We start from the raw sequence: 18,420 nt of genomic DNA, 5'->3' as shown, positions 1-18,420 counted from the left end.
GCTCCCCCTGAAACCGCTGTGACTTTTGAGTCATGGCATCTAGGTAAAAGGCCGCTGATGCGGCCTTTGTTCTTTGAGCTGATTCCGGCGCATGAGCCATTCAGCAAACGCGACTCAGGCAAATCCCAGGCTGAAATCAATTCGGTCGGCAAGCTCCGGAAAATCAATCAGGGGATTCCGGTTTCCCTGAACCGCAAAGATTGTACTGTTCCGGTGCAGTTCATAGCGATCAACCGGGTGTTGCTGATGCCATTGCAGCAAAATATTCAGCCGCTCCAGTTTCATCTCATTGTGGTCATCACCAATAACAAACGGGTAACGCAGCAGGAAATAGAGCGTTGCACGGGCAACGGCACCGCGGCCGTTTTCCGGTTCAAACTTGTTTCCTTCACGACGACCGCAGGCGGTATGCAAGGATTCATCCAACAGATCGAACTGCCAGTAGGGGAGATTACTTCTGAAACTGTTACAGTCGGGTTCACAGGCAAACAAATGATGCATATCCGCCCGCATCGGGTTGCGCTTTTCAAACCAGGATTGCGGCACCACATGCTCACAATTGAACGGGAGTGATGCTTCCAGGATGTCTAACGCCTCCGCACGTGCCGCTTCAGATAACAACTCTTCCGATTCAACCTGCATCCGCATTTCCGACGCATGTTGTTGAATCATGGCTTTCTCAGCACGAATCACCTCTTCAGGATCAAGCACTGTTCCGGAATAGATATTTCTCAGCTTACCGAATTCATGGCGATCAACAACCGGATACAAATGCTCCAGACGGGCCACACGATAGGACAACTGCGTCGTATGTGTTTGACTGAGCAATTTCGACAGGGCTTTATACAGGTCTTCCGGCGGCAGCGACAGATCAACATTCTCGTAATACGTCTCTTGACTGATTTTATCCGCATCGGGGTCGTAATAATCAAGTCGGGTCCGGTCTGCGGGGCTGTCCGGAATGTTATCTGCGTGACTCCCAGAAATGACAATCGGAGGTTCCCGGCGTTCTGCGTCTTTGACAACATCCGTTCCGGAGTGCGGTATTCCCAACAGACTAAGACGCAGCTTTTCTTCTGTCATCGGTGTAATATTCACCCGAAAATACAGATTCGCTGAATCCTGTCCGTCATGATGAGCCAGGTGTGTGTCCGGCCGGGATTGCGGATGAACGGCAGATTCAATGTCACCTGCCGGCGGTATTGTTGTGAAAATGGCCTGATAGAGTTGCTGCGCTGAAGCAGTCATGTCAGCCACGAGGTCATCCGTTTTTTTCAGAATTTCACTGATCCTGACCCCTTCATTGGCCTCCCAGTGGATTTGCCCCTGCGTCATCGGATTACCGTCCCAGACACTGCCATCAGTCAGCAAAATATTCCCGCGTTCATCCCGCTTGGGTTTACCGGCATGGTGAAGCGCCACCACGTCCCATGCATCATTACAGACAGGTGAGCCAGATGACCCCTGCTGAGTATCGGTGACGTAATGCAGGAACGGACCCTCCTTACCAATAATTTTATTTTGACGCACAGAGATCTGTTTTGGCTCGCCGAGCGGATGCTGAATAATATTCACGTGTTCACCGACCAGCGCCTTCCCTGTCTGTCGGATGAGCGGGTTAAATCCATAATCGGCAATTCGGTCACCTTGTGGATTCACCGCTTCGACAGCCACCAACGTAAAATCTAAGTGCTCGTCTGTCAAAAAGAATAATTCTGGCAGCAACCGGAAAAAAGAAGACTGACTCATTCCGGTCGGCGTCGCCCGAAAGTTCATTTCCAGCATGCTGAACCGGGCCGTCGTTTCATTTTCCAGCACATGGTTATTAGTCATCATCAGCCGGGGTGACACCATAAATGCTGTCCCATGACCGATCAACCCTAATTCAGACCGGACGTTTACCCGGCCAACGGTTTTCGCGATCCGGGCCCCCCGATATAAAAAAGATATAGGCAATAGTTCATTGAATTTGATGATGCGTTCCAGCAAACTACCCTGAATATCGTCCAAATCAATTCGTTTTTCATCTTCTCTTTCCTGAGTAATATTCTTGAGTCTGAACATTACCCGTTCTTTCTCTTCAATCGACTGCCAGCTTTTCTTCCCTGTCAGTACTTTATCCAGTTGATTTAATTGCACATCAACATCAGGAATTCGTTTTTCCACTTCACTCAGCAGCTTATAATATGATTTCGTGCGCTCTTTCATTACCTAGCCCTTCTGCTGCAAACTGAACATTGCAAACCACTGACACCAGAGGTTTCAAGCACTGAAACGGTGCCATTGAGAGGAGTATTGCAGCCTAATGACCTCTGGAGCCTCTTAAGTTTGATAATGAACTGAAACTTAAATGACACGTCATCATTCTTATAATTAGAGCATGCATCAAAAAACGATGATTTATATTATATAGAAAAACATCAAAAGCTAGGTTGAACATGAAAAGACAAGTTTATCTAAGTGCGTTAGAATCAGAAATCAATCAATCCGCACATGAGATACGATACATCTTCCTGTTTCTTCTCATTGCTGAACTCTTCATCCTTATTACAATCTCAGGTGTATCAGATCTGCAATTACTAATGCGAAATGATATGTACGCCATTCCATTTCTGGGATTCAGTGTAGATGTTGTGAGTTTTTTTATCTTTGCACCGCTGTTTGTTTTCTTTCTTACCTACATTGTAAATTCATCTCTCTTTGAACATTGTAAATTGCTTTTAACTTACTTAAACAAAATAAATAAACCCTCATATAGTATTTTGACTAAAGAAAGAACAAACAATATAAACCTGAACTTCATAAATAGAATTTATAACAACAATAGTGATTTAGAAGAAAAAATAATTGTTATTAGCATATCCATTTTATTGTCAATCATCCCTATATTCATTCAATTCTATCTATTAGCCAGATTTCTTGATTACCAAGATATGGCTATCAGCCTTTATCACCTAATTATGGTATTTTCAACCTATTTAATTTCTGCTTATTACTGGTTGAGAACCTCAAACCCTGAATATATTGTTGGCTATGAAAAAATGTTTAGCCGTCTTTTATTTAGGTTAAGAAATAAAATATATTACAAGAAAAAGTCACCCACTCTTTGTATTGCATGTCGATCATTAGCAATGTCTCTTATAACAATCTCACTGTTTTATTTTCTGACAATACAAATCCATCCTTCAATATTCGAAATAATTAACTCATCTAACAATATCAACCCTATTCCACACTTTGATTATAGCAAAGAAAACATATTATTATCTGACAAGAACAACTTAAAACTACTTGATATTAAATCCATCATAATACAGAATTACCCTGACTTTGTTTTCAATATCATTGGATTAGTTTCAATCTCTATATTCTGTCGCAATATCACATCAATCTTAATCACAACCGTGATGCTTTTTATCACACTTGAAATTCCAGTTATTCTTTATTTTTTAGACATTTTAGTGAGTTACAACTGCGTTAAATCTTACTTAGAAAACTTTGAGATTGTTTATTTTATATTTATATTATCAATCATAACTTTGAAGTCAGAAAAAATAAGACTCCTCTTACATCATGCAGAATCATTCAAAACACTGGGTAGTATTAAACATAAATTCCCTATCAAGGATTTTTCTGGTATAAAACTGTGGAGCTTTATTGAAATTTCAACAACAAATATGTTTTTAGTTACTTCTGTTATATTAATAACACTTCTCAGTGCACCATTATTTCTTGAGAAATTTTATTCTGAAAAGATAACATTTATAAAAAATATATACCCAAACATTAATGTATCTGAAAAACAAATATTTGAACTATCTAAATCTGCTCAACTTTTTGAAATCAACAACTCAGATACAATTGAATTTACAAAGAACATTCAAACACTGAACAAATGTGTCAGTCTCAGTCATGATATTTGCCACTTCATCGAACCATTCATCATTAACAAAAGGAATTTACGATTTTCTGACTTCACAGATAGCAGAGTATATCAAGTCAGAATCAGTAACAGTGACCTGAGTTATAGTAATTTTTATAATGCTCATCTTGATGGTTCAAAAATAGAAGACAGCAAGCTTATTCACACTAACTTTGCCTATGCTAAGCTTCATGGCTCTAACTTAGTCAACGTTATATTAAACAATTCAAAAATGAAGTATACAGATATTTCCTCAACAAAAATCACAGATTCCCAATTAAAAAACTTAAATATGTGCTACATTTCACTAAAGAATTCAAACATAAATAAAAATATCATATCCTGTTCAGAACATAATAAAGATAAACACTGCAACTGTAATGTTGATGCTTCAGATTTATCACCTTCAATATTTAAAAACAATAGAATATCTGATATTAAAGTTGACTTTTTAAACCATGAGACAAAAATAACACCGACCATAATACTTATTAACAACAAATCAATTGATTCAAATAAATATCGTGAAATGGAATTTCACACCACAGATAATGAAAATTTAAAATATATCTACAATTACGACAGTGACATTAAAATCATCTATCCGCCCGAATATGGACCCAGCGACAAAAAATTCCAAAAAATAGATTATAAAAAACTAATTCAGGACCAGAGCATCGCGGAGATAAACTCGACTTTCTATGGAAAATTCTTAAAGAAAAATGAATATATCAACCCCGAGCATCACCCATTCATTTTATCAATACTTAGCGATATGCTCAAAGATGGAATTGAATACAAAAGCAATGAAATCAACAATAAACTATTATGTACAGAAAAAATGGAAGTTAGGCTTATTAATAGACTAGTAACAAAACTCTATCAAAAGAGCGAACATAACATGTCAAAAAATGAATTCATTGAAAACTATAAGAAATATATTTACAACAGCAGCTTTCTAGAACCCAGAAAAGTAAAATTAATTATCAATAATTTGAAAATTAATGATACACAGAAAGAAAATGAAAAAATCTGCCATGAAAACAAGTCATAAATATCACCAAAACTACTCTCACTCTGATATCCATACAGGGTGAGAGTATTAGGGTCAATAATTATAAAATCCATTAAAGTTGTGCATAATTCTATCTTAGTCCGACCACGCCATGATTGAATTTATACTTTACAACAATCCCCGTTATTACAAGGCACCCACCCATCCGGGCATGCACTTGCTGTAAAACTCATAGGCGCGCAAGTTAAAGTGATCAGTGCGATTAGAATCCATAACTTTTTGTTTCCTCTTGATTTGACCATCACTCTGTCCTCTTGCTGATTCAAGTACAACACCTTACGCCGTAAGTATGATACTCAACGTTGACTATTTCCAGTACGTGATTTTAGGGTTGATTTTAAAGGACTTACGACCTAGGTCTACAGGTGCAAACCTGCACCATAACCTTCTGTTTTCCTGTCCTCCTTCCTGCTCTGAACGCATATGAACTACGCTTTAACGGCACCTTTTGGAGGCAATCGGATGCAAGTTCATCCACGAGGATTCCCGGGGTTTCACAATACTAGTAAGTGTGATGTGGAGCCGTTATAATCCCCGCCTCCTGAACCTGAGGCAAAAATATGCACACTGACGTCACGCCAATTAACCGCTACCCAAAATACTGGGCCGAATGCTACGGCACAGCGCCATTCCTGCCCACCACACGGGAAGAGATGGATGCGCTTGGCTGGGATAGCTGTGACATTATCATTGTGACCGGTGATGCCTATGTCGATCACCCAAGCTTTGGGATGGCAGTGATTGGGCGAGTGCTGGAAGCTCAGGGATTCCGGGTTGGGATCATTTCTCAGCCCAAATGGGAAAATAAAGATGCTTTCATGGCACTGGGGAAACCAAATCTGTACTTCGGGATCACCGCCGGCAACATGGATTCCATGATTAACCGCTACACCGCAGATCGGAAGTTGCGTCATGACGACGCCTACACACCGAATAACGAAGGTGGAAAGCGCCCGGACCGTGCTGTGCTGGTCTACTCTCAGCGTTGCCGTGAAGCTTATAAAGATACCCCGATTGTTCTGGGCGGTATCGAAGCGAGTCTGCGCCGCCTGGCCCATTATGATTACTGGTCTGATAAAGTTCGCCGCTCTGTCTTGTTTGATGCCAAGGCCGACATTCTGCTGTTTGGTAACGCGGAGCGAGCATTGGTTGAGGTTTCTCACCGGATTGCCGCAGGTGAAGATGTTGCGGCGATGACCAACATTGCCGGCACGGCCGTGATCCTGAAAGAAGCACCGGCTGCGTATAAGATTATCGATTCAACTCGGATCGACAAGCCGGGCAAAGCCATGGTGATGCCGAACCCGTACGCCACAGAAGAAGTCTGTGAAACCAACAAAGACAAAGCCGAAGCTGAGCCTATCAAAGCCCAGCCCGTCCAGATTCAGCCATCGCGGCACGATGCCTTCACCAGCGCCGTCCGTTTACCTTCGTTTGAAAAACTGAAGAACGACCGGATTCTGTACGCCCATGCCAGCCGGGTCATGCACCTGGAGGCTAACCCATACTCTGCCCGTGCGCTGATTCAGCAACATGGCGATCGTGAGCTGTGGGTCAACAAGCCCCCCATCCCACTCAGCACGGAAGAAATGGACTACGTCTTTGGCCTGTCTTACGCGCGGGTGCCGCATCCGTCTTACGGCAAAGCCAAGATCCCAGCGTATGACATGATCAAAACCAGTGTGAACATCATGCGCGGCTGTTTCGGAGGCTGTTCTTTCTGTTCCATCACCGAGCACGAAGGTCGGATCATTCAGAACCGTTCTCACGAATCGATTTTGCAGGAACTGGAAGATATCCGCGACAAAGTACCGGGATTCACGGGCACCATTTCAGATCTGGGTGGCCCGACGGCGAACATGTACCGTCTGGGATGTTCAGATCCGCGTGCAGAAAAGAACTGCCGCCGCCCGTCATGTATCTTCCCGAAGATCTGTGAAAAGCTGGATACAGACCACAAGCACACCATCGATCTGTATCGAAAAGCACGAGAAGTCGAAGGCATCAATAAGATCATGATTGCTTCCGGTGTCCGCTACGATCTGGCGATTGAGTCTCCGGAGTACATTAAAGAACTGGTGACGCACCATGTGGGCGGCTACCTGAAAATTGCTCCGGAACATACCGAGAAAGACACACTGGATCTGATGATGAAGCCGGGCATGGGTACTTACGACCGCTTCAAAGAACTGTTTGAAAAGTACAGTGCTGAAGCAGGCAAAAAACAGTACCTGATCCCGTACTTTATTTCAGCGCATCCAGGTTCAACCGATGAAGACATGCTGAATCTGGCGCTCTGGCTCAAGAAACATGATTACCAGTGCGATCAGGTCCAGAACTTCTACCCGTCTCCGATGTGTAACGCAACGGCGATGTATCATTCGGAAACCAACCCACTGAAACGCGTGAAGTATAAACAGCGAGACGATCTGTTTGTTGCCAAAGGTGATCGCCAGCGTCGTCTGCACAAAGCCCTGTTGCGCTACCATGATCCGGCCAACTGGCCGCTGCTGCGCGAAGCGCTGGTCAGTATGGGCAAAAAACACCTGATTGGCGATCGTCCGGAATGCCTGATTCCGGCTGAAGGCAGTGAAGCTTCACTGACGCCAGCCAAACGTCGGGGATCAAGCCGTCATGGTGCCAAGCGCTTTGCGACCAAACACCCGAACCAACCAGATATCCGCAAAGACGGACCGGCAGGCCAACGCAATTCAGGGAAAGGGCAAAACAGAACCAGGTCACAGGGGCAGAGTAATCGCCCGGCAACGGGTGGGAAACCTCAGCAAAGTGGCAACGCCAGAACCCAATCAGGGAGTAAACCTGCTGGGAAACGTGGGGCCAGAGCATAACCTGCGCTGAAATCACAGCGATAAAAAAGGCAAGCGCATCGCGCTTGCCTTTTGTTGATGCCGAAGGGGAATCTGGTGAGTCGTTTACCTTAAGCCACAACTTTCTCAGCAGAGGGCACAACTGGCGAGTCTTCACTCATAAAGCTCTCATGCAGTGCGCAGATTGCCCCCTGATAGTCACTGTCCTTCACCACGAACTGTACATCCACATTCCGCAGCGACGCATGGGCCGCTTTCGGGCTGATATCTTTGTCCAGCAGTGAAAGCACACCCTGACTCATGGTTTTATTGGTATCAATTGCAGAACCAATCACCGAGATTAAAGCCACCATTTTTCCGGTGATTTTAGCTTTCGGATAACGTTTCTCGGCTTTTGATAACACTTTATTTTGGCTTGAGGTACTACCATCCAGATAGTAAGTCACTGAATTTGCATTCATTTCTTTACTGATCAGCTGAACATTTTCCTCACGGATAATTTCCATCAGATCGTAACTGACATCTTCAACCTGACCAACCATCGCCTGATCAAACAGATGCAGCGCGAAAACCTTATCCCGTCCGGCAATGATCTCTGCTTTATCCGTTTGCGGATGATAGTCCTGAGAAATCACTGTGCCCGGATGATCCGGTTCAAAGGTATTCTTTACCGCCAATTCAATGCCGGCACGACGCAAACCAGAAGCAGCATTAGGGTGAATCGCCTCCATGCCCAGATTTGCCAGCTGGTCAGCCACATCGTAGTTACTCTTGCCAATCGGGCGCACATGCTCCGGACCGACAATCCGCGGATCGGCACTACTCAGATGATATTCTTTGTGAATCACAGCGCGGCTGGCTTTACTCAGCACCGCCAAACGGCTGAAAGTCATTTCACTGTAACCGCGGTCGTAAGTCTTCATCAGGCCTTCATCGCAGTAAACATAACCGGTCACAATCGGCAGCTCTTTGCTCAGATCAATGTCTTTGATGGCATCCAGAATCACCGCATCCAGATCACCCTGCACATTGTTTTCCGCACCCCAGCCGGATAAATCCACGAAGCGTGACTGAATTCCAACATTATTCAGCATCAGTGTGGTGTTAAATGCAGAGTGCGCTTCACCAATCGAAGACAGAAACTCACGAATCTGCGGCAGATAACTCGCCAGTGAAAACTGTCCGTACTGACAGGTCTCTAAAATATTCTCAATACAGGTAATCGCATTTGCGATGCGTTCTTTGACGAAATTATCGGCGCGATTACGGCAGAACAGATCAGGAAACATAGTGTCATTGATCAGCAGCATACGCTGCTCCAGCGCTTTCAGCTTTTCGCGCCAGACATCATTACGTTCTGCAATATGACGGAAGATACCGGGCTCACCTGTTCGCTTACATTCCAGTAAAGCATCTGTGATACCACCATAGGCCGAGACAACAAAGATTCGTTGATAAGGATTGTCCGGATACAGCAGGATATTGTCCATCACCGCATCAAACGCAGACATGGAAGTACCGCCGATTTTTTCAACGGTATGAGTCATGGGGAACTCCTTGTTCTTTTCACCAGTGGAGACAGTTCATCTCACACTTGATGGGATTGAAAGGCGGCTGATACCGCCTTTCGATGAACCCTCGGGTTGATATCGCAAGGAGGGTGGTTCGCTTGCGGAAATCAGATGGTCTCGATTTCAGTTATTCAGCAGCCGGGTAAACACCATCTTTGTCGTGTACTTCCATCCCGGTTAGAGGCGGGTTGAAAACACAGGCCATGACCATGTCGACACCTTTATTCGCACGAAGCTGGTGCTCATCATGCTTATCCAGAACATATAGCGTGCCTGGTTTAATTTCGTAGGTCTTACCGTCTGCAGTGGTCTGAATTTCACCTTCACCGGAAACACAGTAAACCGATTCCAGATGGTTCTTATAATGAATATGGGTGTCGGTGTTCGCAAAAATTGTCGTGATATGGAACGAGAAGCCCATGTTGTCATCACGCAGCAACATGCGAACACTTTCCCAGTTTCCGTTTTCTGCGACAATGCGACGGTCGCTGTCACGGCACTCATCCAGGGTGCGTACAATCATTCTTATTCTCCTTAAGACGCTTTCTTCAATTCAGACTTCGCAAATTCGGCCACAGCATTCTCGAAGATGTGCAGGCCTTTTTCCAGTTCGGCTTCGCTGATAGTCAGCGGACAGAAGAACTTCAGTACTTCATCATTCGGACCTGCGGTTTCGATAATCATGCCGTTTTCAAAACAAAGCTTACCAATGGCGCCAGCAAAGTCGCCGTCATGACAGGCAATGCCCTGCATCAGGCCGCGGCCTTTGATTTTTTCAAACACTGCCGGATACTGTTTCAGCAGTTTGTTCAGCGTCACATTCAGCTGATCGGCACGCGCATGGATATGTTGCTCAAAGTCATCGTTCTGCCAGTAGGCTTCAATGGCAGCCGCTGCAGTGATAAAGGCATGGTTGTTACCACGGAATGTACCGTTGTGCTCACCCGGTAACCATTTATCCAGTTCAGGTTTCAGCAGGACGACTGCCATCGGGGAACCATAGCCACCAATGGATTTCGACAGTGTGACCATGTCCGGTTTGATCCCTGCGGGCTCAAAACTGAAGAAGGTACCTGTCCGGCCACAACCTGCCTGAATGTCATCAACAATCAGCAGAATGTCATGACGCTGACAGATGTCGCTCAGACGTTGCAGCCATTCGTTTGAAGCAACGTTCAGTCCGCCTTCACCCTGAACAGTTTCCAGAATTACTGCAGCCGGTTTATCCAGACCACTGGAGTTATCAGTCAGCATGGTTTCGAACAGTGCCAGGCCATCCAGCTCAGCGTAACCTTCATATGGCAGACGGGTCACACCAGTCAGAGCCATACCCGCGCCACCCCGGTGGTGCTGGTTACCCGTCGCCGCCAGAGCACCGTAAGACACACCATGGAAGCCATTGGTGAAGGCAACAATGTTCTGACGGCCTTTTACTTTGCGCGCCAGCTTCAGCGCGGCTTCAACGGCGTTTGTACCCGTCGGGCCAGTAAACTGTACTTTGTAATCCAGACCACGCGGGGTCAGGATGAAATTTTTCAGGTTTTCTAAGAAAGCCGCTTTGGCTTCTGAATGCATATCCAAACCGTGCGTGAGGCCATCTTGATCGATGTAATCCATCAGTGCTTTTTTCAGCACAGGGTTATTATGGCCGTAGTTCAGCGCACCGGCGCCTGCCAGGAAATCCAGATAGCGTTCGCCATCACTGGTGTTCAACCAGCAACCCTTGGCAGAGGAAAATACCACCGGGAAATTGTTGGCGTAACATTGAACATTTGATTCCTGCGCATTAAAGATATTCATGACTTATCCTGTTTTGTCGTGATTTATTGTTTCAGTGGAATGCGATAGAGGTATTCCGAATCGTGTTTACCATCGAAATGTTTCTCTTCGTCAAGGAACAGCGAGACTTCACCTAAGTTGCCGTTCGCCTGGTCCACCTTCTTAAACAACGCCCAAGAGGCTTTATTGAGGCGGGTGATTGTTGTTTCGATATACCTGATGTCATTCAGGTCATCACGCGCCAGGAGTTGTTGAATCATCTTGAAAGCGAGCCCTTTACCACGCGCTTTCTCACTGACCGCAACCTGCCAGATAAAGAGGGTGTGCTCTTTTTCCGGGACCCGGTAGGCCGAGACAAATCCTGCCATCTCATCGTCAAGCTCTGCGACAATACAGGTGTCTTTGAAATGAGTCGTCTGCAGGAAGTTGCAGTAGGAGGAGTTGGTATCTAATGGGGGACAAGATTCGATCAGTGAATGCACTCGATAACCATCTGAACGCTCCGGTTTTCGAAAAACAAACTCTTCCTGAGTCTTGGTCGATGTTTCTGGGGCTTCTGCCCATGGTGCCATTGTAATCATTGGTCGCCACATTGTTTAGTGCTCTAATGAATTCAGAAACAATTATAGGGTTCAGATAAATTAAATCAACCCCATAGAATTGGATAACCATTACATTTCAAGTATAAACATCTGATTTAAAAGAAATAAAAAAGACAAAATGATTACAAATCAAATTATTACAGAACTAATCATATAGGTGTCATCAAAGCCACATAAAGTGGGGAGTCGTGCCTGCTCATGGTGTGAAAGGCATACGAAAAGTTCTGAACTGGGTCAGAAAAGTCAAAAGGATTGAAACCTGAAAAGGGAGTCATGAAGTGTCGCGGATAGGGAAAAAGCAGAGGACAGAGACAATTAGCGCGCAAGCTCAATGGCCATCAACACCGCAATGGCGATCAGTGCACAGATCCCCATCCCGATAAACAGTGTCTTTTGTTTCTGCTCATCAAGAAAGCGAGAGAGCAGAAAAGCCAACGCAATCAACAGCACAATGACGACAAATTTCAGCATACCACTCCCCTGTTATTCATCATCCACAGTCAACACTCGCGGCTGTGCGTGTTTTCTGAAGAAGGCGTTTTGTTCTTCAACTTAGCACTGATTGGCGACACATTCCTCTCTGACTCTGGAGTTTGCGGCTCTGAACTCAGTTCCCCCGCATAAAGGACCCGATTCTTTCCCTGCGATTTAACCCGATAAAGCGCTTTATCGGCCTGAGAAATGGTGAATTCCATCCCGTCAGCGAGCAGCGAAAAACCAATGCTGACGGTCAGTGAACATCGCTTATCCTGCGCATGGATGTCCTCAGCACTGACACTCCTGCAAAAAGCCACCAGCTTTTCTCGGGCAGTTTCGCTGTCAGGAGCTTCCATTAAAACCGCAAACTCTTCACCGCCATATCGGCACAACACCGTATTCGAATGAAAGCTTTGATGCATCAGCGCCGCAATCTGCAAAATCACCTGATCTCCGAACAGGTGCCCATAGGTGTCGTTGATCGACTTGAAATCATCAATATCAATCATGGCCAGATAATACCGATTGTCTGTATCTTCTAGCCGGCTTTCCATCTGCTTGCGGAGAAAGTTCTTATTCTTCAGCCCGGTCATCTGATCTTCGCTGCGAATATGGTGCGCCAGCAACAACTGATTCAATGCACTGACGGCATAATTCACAATCATTTTGGCAAACAAAGGGTAGGTCATCCCCGGCCGGATAATGTAAAGCAAGCCAATCAATTGTTTCGTCGGGCAGGAGGACTCCCCGTGACGGGACATATTCACCAATGGCAAACGGATGCAAGATTCCCGCGGTGCGATACGTCGCACGATCGGATCCTGTTCGGGTCGACAGTAGCGGCCTAACTGCTGACAACCCGATAAGCGGCAAAATAAATCCGGCGGTACATTTTCCCTGAGGTGGTAAGAATGTTCCTCAAGAATGCCTTCCTTTTCGTTCATCACAAACAGATAGACCTGACTACTGCCAATCGTGTCATTCAGCAGTTTGGACAACTGGATATGCAATTCTTCAAATTCTAATGCATCCAGTAATTGCCCGCCGACCTGATGAACCCGACTGAACAGATATCCAACCAGCAGGATAAAAATCAGAATCATGAGTAACGTCCCCCCGACAACGCCCATTTTCAGCGCACTGGCGGTGATTTCATGATTCCGTGTCCCCGAAAGTAAGACCCAGCCAAAGCGATCATTCGTATCGTAAACGCTGAATTTAAATTCATTTTTGTATTCGTAGGAAGGGATTTCCCCCGACTTCTCTCCAGCCGAAATTTGTTTCACCAACCCTAATTTCGTGCCGACAGACTTTGTCCCTAATCGCTCCGGTTCCGGATGAATGACGACCTCATGCGTGATGACATCCACACCAAATACATAGCCATCTTCCATCGTTTTCAGATCAGAAAGATCGGCCGACATTGCACTGACATCCAGTTCAATCAGAATCCGGACATCAGTTTGATCCGAAACCGCAACTTTCCGAACCATGGCCACACACCATTGCTGTGTGCTTTTACTTTGATAGATGGGTGAGAGAAACGTTTCACCAGGTAACTGGTCCTTGTCGTACCAGGGGCGATCCGGAGCCTTGCCCGAAACACTATCCACCCGGAAACCATCCGTGCCGTAATAACTCGTCCCGATCAGCAGCCCAATTTCTAGAAACTTATTCTGCCGCTCAACAATATATTGAGCAGCACTGAGAAAGCTGCTGAGATCGCCCTGCTTTTTCAGAATCTCAGCCAGCAAATACAGCTGATTGCCAGCAGCCGTATGGTGTTGGTTCAAGTAATCCTGCGCCACATTTACATTCGCGCGTGACTGCGCATAGGCACTGTGCTGAATGGCTTTGTAATCGGAATAACCGACGTAAATCAGCACCGTCACCAATATCAGAAATACAGGAATAACTAAATTAATCAGATATTTAAGCTTTAAATCCATTTAAAAAATCAATCGGTCAAGCGTACCAAGTAAGATATGAATCGGAGCGATTATATCCAAGGGTGGAACGAATGTCGCAGTCTAAGTCTCTGATAAGGTCGGCTCTTCACATTTTCTATGTATCAATTGCAATGAATGCGTCATCGTTACGACACCCCATCGTCATACTAAAAAACTACGCTTTTTCTGAATCTGATATCTTGATAAACAGGTCATATCGACTATGGGAAAAAACGCCTACCGTACCCTTTGGCTGTCAGACATTCATCTGGGAAACCGGGATTGTAAAGTAGATTATCTGCTGGATTTTTTAACCCGCCATCAAGCTGATACGCTGATTCTTGTCGGTGACATCGTGGATCTCTGGTCCCTGAAGTCCCGTTACCACTGGCCTGAAAGTCATACCCGTGTGATTCGTTTACTTCTGGAACAGGCTGAAGCAGGGTGTCGGATTGTTTATATTCCCGGCAACCACGATGAAGCAGTGCGTAAGTTCATTCAGTTTAATCCGGGCAATGTCGAACTCGCCCACCGATACGTTCACACCAGCGCAAACGGACAACGCATTCTGGCACTTCATGGCGATGAGTTTGACAGTCTGGTCTGCCACAGCAGACTGACGTCGCTGCTCGGTGATCTGGGCTATGACCTTTTATTATTTATGAACCGCTGGCTGAATGTATATCGCCGCATGACGAAGCAGCCTTACTGGTCACTGGCCAGCTATCTGAAGGCACGTGTGGAAAAAGCGAATGTTGCCATTGCCCGCTTCAGGCGCGCAGCGATCACGATGGCCAAGCACAAAGATGTCGATGCCATTGTCTGCGGCCATATTCACCACCCGGAAATTACAGAAGAAGATGATATTCTTTATCTCAACGATGGCGACTGGATTGAGAATTGCACTTTTCTGGCTGAACACCATGACGGGGTGATTGAATTGATTCGATGGACTGAACAAGCAGAGTTGCTTAACAGCTCAGATAAGTTCCGGGTCAAACGCGATACGCCAAGGGTGATTATCGAAAAACCGCAACGTCAGGCAGACAAAGTCGCCTGAGCCAAAAAAGGCGGAAGCCTGTGCTGTCCGCCGTGTGGTGTCATCCTTTCAAGCAACAGTTTCGGTCACTTCAGGCTGTGCTGACCAGTCGCAGCAACACCTGAACCGGATGCTTCATTCGAATATGTTCGAATCGCTTCACCTGTGTCCGGCATGAATAGCCGGTCGCCATACAACGTTCCCCGTCAAGCGTGGCCAGATTGGGTTGCCAGCTCAGCTGATACACCCCTTTTGACGTCTCCAGCTTATCTTTTTCATGGCCGAATGTACCTGCCATGCCACAACAGCCGACTGAGACGGCTTTCATACTGGCCCCGAAGTGACTGAAGATCGCGCCCCACTCTTTCTCGGCATTTGGCATTTTCGTTTTTTCAGTACAGTGTGCGAACAGATACCAGGGTTCTTCATTTTCACGCGGGTCAAAAGCACGCAGCTCTTTCAGCAGTGGAGTCAGCCACTCATGTGCCGTCACAACCTGAAACGCCCCCCGCTGTTCTCCGAGAATTTCCTGATATTCATCGCGGTAACAGAGGACAAGTGCCGGATCCACGCCCACCATCGGGATGCTCAGCGCACTCAGCTGATTCAGAAAATCAGCGGTGTTTTTAGCCGTTTTCGCGAACTGACGTAAAAAACCTTTCACATGCTGCGCTTTCCCGTTGGGTTGAAATGGCACCAGCATTGGCTTTCTGCCCAGTTTTTCGATCAGCAATACAAAATCGCGAACGACTTCCGCATCGTAGTAACTGGTAAACGGATCCTGCACAATCAGCACATATTGTTGACGCTCTTCCGGCGACAGCGCCTGCAACCACTGCAAATCAAACCGCGTGGCATGATGTCCATCCAGCCCCTGCATCAGCGTTGGCACCGACAGCTCAGGCATGTCGACATAACCCAGCATTTTTTCCGTCAGCGATTTTGACCAGCGTGGGCGCATCACAGCATTCATCAGCGAAGGTGCTTTGGCCATTAGTGGCAGGTAATCTTCAACATAAGCCACCAGATAATCTTTGGCAGGACGCTGGTAGCGACTGTAGTAGATATTCAGGAAGCGTGACCGGAAACTGGGTACATCCACTTTAATCGGACACTGACTGGCACAAGCTTTACAGGCAAGGCAGCCATTCATGGCTTCCATGACTTCATGGGAGTAGTCATACTGAGTGCGGTTCCGGCCAAAGCTGTTCCGGAACCGGTCCATAATCTGCTTCACCGTCGGGGATTTTTCCATCAGATCCCGTTCGATTGTGACCGGATCAACCCCCTGCGCGGCCAGTAATCGCAGCCATTCACGCACCAGCCCGGCACGGCCTTTCGGTGAGTGGCGACGGTCAGCACTGACTTTCATGGACGGACACATCGGTGAACTGGTGTCGTAGTTAAAACACAGACCGTTGCCGTTACATTCCATCGCCTGTTTGAAGCTGTCTCGCACCTGTACCGGGATCTGGCGGTCAAAATTGCCCCGCTTCACACCATCCACTTTCACCAACGTTGCATCGCTGTCCAGTGGCGTACAAATTTTTCCGGGGTTGAGACGGTTCTGCGGGTCAAACGCTGCTTTAATCCGGCGAAGCTCCGTAAAGAGTTCATCACCAAAAAATGCCGGACCATATTCCGAACGGTAGCCTTTACCGTGCTCCCCCCACATCAAGCCACCATATTTCGCGACCAGTGCAACGACCTGATCGGAAATTTCTTTCATCATTTTTTCCTGATCCGGATCGCACATATCCAGCGCTGGCCGGACATGCAATACCCCAGCGTCGACATGACCAAACATGCCGTAATGCAGTTGCTTCGCATCGAGCAACTCACGGAATTCAACAATAAAGTCGGCCAGATTTTCCGGCGGTACGCAGGTATCTTCAGCAAAAGGAATAGGTTTCTGCCAGCCTTTTGCAGCGCCCAGCAAACCCACCGCTTTTTTACGCATGTTGTAAATTTTGTTAATACTGTCGAGTTCTTCGCAAACCTGAAAACCAATAATGCCCTGCTGGCCAATCAGGTTCTCCAGCCGCGCGCACAGCTGACTGACCTGTTCCGCAATCAAAGCTTCATCATTACCGGCAAACTCGACGATATTGATGCCCTGCATGTCTTTCCCGGGTACATCCGTCAGTAAATCGCTCACGGTATGCCAGACGATGTCCTGCCGCGCCAGATTCAACACCTTGGAATCCACGGTTTCAACTGACAAAGCTTTGGCTTCGACCATCACGGGCGCATTGCGCAGTGCAGCATCAAAACTGTCGTACTTCACGTTGACCAGCGTTCGGGCTTTTGGAATGGGCGTGATATTCAGCTTGGCTTCTGCGATAAAGGCCAGCGAGCCCTCCGCACCACAGAGCAAACGAGCCGGATCGAACTGGCTGAGATCGTCGTTATAGACATGTTTCAGATCATATCCGGTCAGAAACCGGTTCAGGGGCGGGAACTTGTCCAGAATCTGCGGGCGCTTTTCACGACAAACCCGTGCCGTCACCGCCACGGCTTCTGCGGCTTGCCCGCTTGATGCTGCAAAAGTAGCGACGTCAGCTTCTGACATGGGTTCAGTATCCAGCACAGAGCCATCAACCAGCACAGCTTTCAAGGCCAGGACATGGTCTGAAGTTTTGCCATATTGCAGCGAGCCCTGGCCGGAAGCGTCCGTATTGACCATGCCACCAATGGTCGCCCGGTTACTGGTCGACAAATCCGGCGAGAAAAAGAAACCGTGTGGTCGCAGCGCATCATTGAGCTGATCTTTCACCACGCCGGTCTGAACCCGGACCCAGCCTTTTTCGGGGTTAATTTCAAGAATTTGGTTCATGTGACGGGACAGATCCACCACCACACCGGGAGTCAAAGACTGACCATTGGTGCCTGTGCCGCCGCCGCGGGGAGAAAAACTAACCTGAAGAAACTCAGCCTGCTGGCCGACCTTTCCAACCAGAATCAGATCATCCACACTTTTCGGAAACACAACCGCCTGAGGCAGTTGCTGATAGATGCTGTTGTCTGTCGCCACCGCCAACCGGCTGGCGTAAGTGCGTTCAATATCGCCGGAAAATCCTGCATCTTCCAGCGCATCCAGATATGACAGTACGACAGGATCGATACTGTGCTCGTAAGTCAGTGCGGGTAACATTGCTCTCCTTGTCCAGTTCGGGCG

11 protein-coding genes are annotated in these 18,420 nt (G+C 46.7%); 3 read left to right on the top strand and 8 right to left on the bottom strand.

What is annotated here, in order from left to right; translation table 11 throughout:
* Window positions 1-114: 114 nt before the first annotated feature.
* Complete coding sequence (locus KDD30_RS05015; protein WP_211647708.1) at window positions 115-2,208, bottom strand: endonuclease; 2,094 nt, start codon at window positions 2,206-2,208, stop codon at window positions 115-117.
* Between the two features lie 386 nt (window positions 2,209-2,594).
* Here KDD30_RS05015 and KDD30_RS05010 point away from each other — a divergent pair, with 386 nt between their 5' ends.
* Window positions 2,595-4,976 (top strand): pentapeptide repeat-containing protein, encoded by a 2,382-nt coding sequence (locus KDD30_RS05010; protein ID WP_211647703.1) that lies wholly within the window; start codon window positions 2,595-2,597, stop codon window positions 4,974-4,976.
* 581 nt (window positions 4,977-5,557) lie between these two features.
* Window positions 5,558-7,846, top strand: coding sequence for a YgiQ family radical SAM protein (locus KDD30_RS05005; RefSeq protein ID WP_211647701.1), 2,289 nt, complete (start codon window positions 5,558-5,560; stop codon window positions 7,844-7,846).
* Between the two features lie 89 nt (window positions 7,847-7,935).
* Here KDD30_RS05005 and KDD30_RS05000 read toward each other — a convergent pair whose 3' ends face one another.
* The 6 genes from KDD30_RS05000 to KDD30_RS04975 all read right to left on the bottom strand — a co-directional run bounded on the left by KDD30_RS05000 (window position 7,936) and on the right by KDD30_RS04975 (window position 14,203).
* Window positions 7,936-9,372 (bottom strand): aspartate kinase, encoded by a 1,437-nt coding sequence (locus tag KDD30_RS05000; protein WP_211647700.1) that lies wholly within the window; start codon window positions 9,370-9,372, stop codon window positions 7,936-7,938.
* A 151-nt stretch (window positions 9,373-9,523) separates the two neighbouring features.
* Entirely contained in the window at window positions 9,524-9,919 is a 396-nt protein-coding gene (locus KDD30_RS04995) for an ectoine synthase (RefSeq protein ID WP_211647699.1), read from the bottom strand.
* A gap of 11 nt (window positions 9,920-9,930) precedes the next feature.
* Window positions 9,931-11,196 (bottom strand): diaminobutyrate--2-oxoglutarate transaminase, encoded by a 1,266-nt coding sequence (ectB, locus tag KDD30_RS04990; RefSeq protein ID WP_211647697.1) that lies wholly within the window; start codon window positions 11,194-11,196, stop codon window positions 9,931-9,933.
* A gap of 23 nt (window positions 11,197-11,219) precedes the next feature.
* Entirely contained in the window at window positions 11,220-11,768 is a 549-nt protein-coding gene (ectA, locus tag KDD30_RS04985; RefSeq protein ID WP_211647695.1) for a diaminobutyrate acetyltransferase, read from the bottom strand.
* A 324-nt stretch (window positions 11,769-12,092) separates the two neighbouring features.
* On the bottom strand, window positions 12,093-12,248 hold the full coding sequence (locus KDD30_RS04980; RefSeq protein ID WP_211647694.1) for a hypothetical protein: 156 nt from the start codon (window positions 12,246-12,248) through the stop codon (window positions 12,093-12,095).
* Between the two features lie 29 nt (window positions 12,249-12,277).
* On the bottom strand, window positions 12,278-14,203 hold the full coding sequence (locus tag KDD30_RS04975) for a diguanylate cyclase domain-containing protein (protein WP_211647692.1): 1,926 nt from the start codon (window positions 14,201-14,203) through the stop codon (window positions 12,278-12,280).
* Between the two features lie 223 nt (window positions 14,204-14,426).
* On the opposite strand from KDD30_RS04975, the gene KDD30_RS04970 reads away from it, so the two are divergent.
* Window positions 14,427-15,263: a UDP-2,3-diacylglucosamine diphosphatase gene (locus tag KDD30_RS04970; protein WP_211647690.1), complete on the top strand. Its 837-nt coding sequence runs from the start codon at window positions 14,427-14,429 to the stop codon at window positions 15,261-15,263.
* Window positions 15,264-15,333: 70 nt separating this feature from the next.
* Here KDD30_RS04970 and KDD30_RS04965 read toward each other — a convergent pair whose 3' ends face one another.
* Window positions 15,334-18,396 carry an FAD-binding and (Fe-S)-binding domain-containing protein gene (locus KDD30_RS04965; RefSeq protein ID WP_211647686.1) on the bottom strand — a complete coding sequence of 1,021 codons (3,063 nt, stop codon included), beginning with the start codon at window positions 18,394-18,396 and terminating at the stop codon, window positions 15,334-15,336.
* Between the last annotated feature and the right edge of the window lie 24 nt (window positions 18,397-18,420).

The sequence above is a fragment of the Photobacterium sp. GJ3 genome (genome assembly GCF_018199995.1).
In the GTDB taxonomy this organism is placed as follows: domain Bacteria; phylum Pseudomonadota; class Gammaproteobacteria; order Enterobacterales; family Vibrionaceae; genus Photobacterium.
The sequence above is the reverse complement of the archived record's forward strand: the minus strand, read 5'-3'. Positions and strand labels throughout refer to the sequence as shown.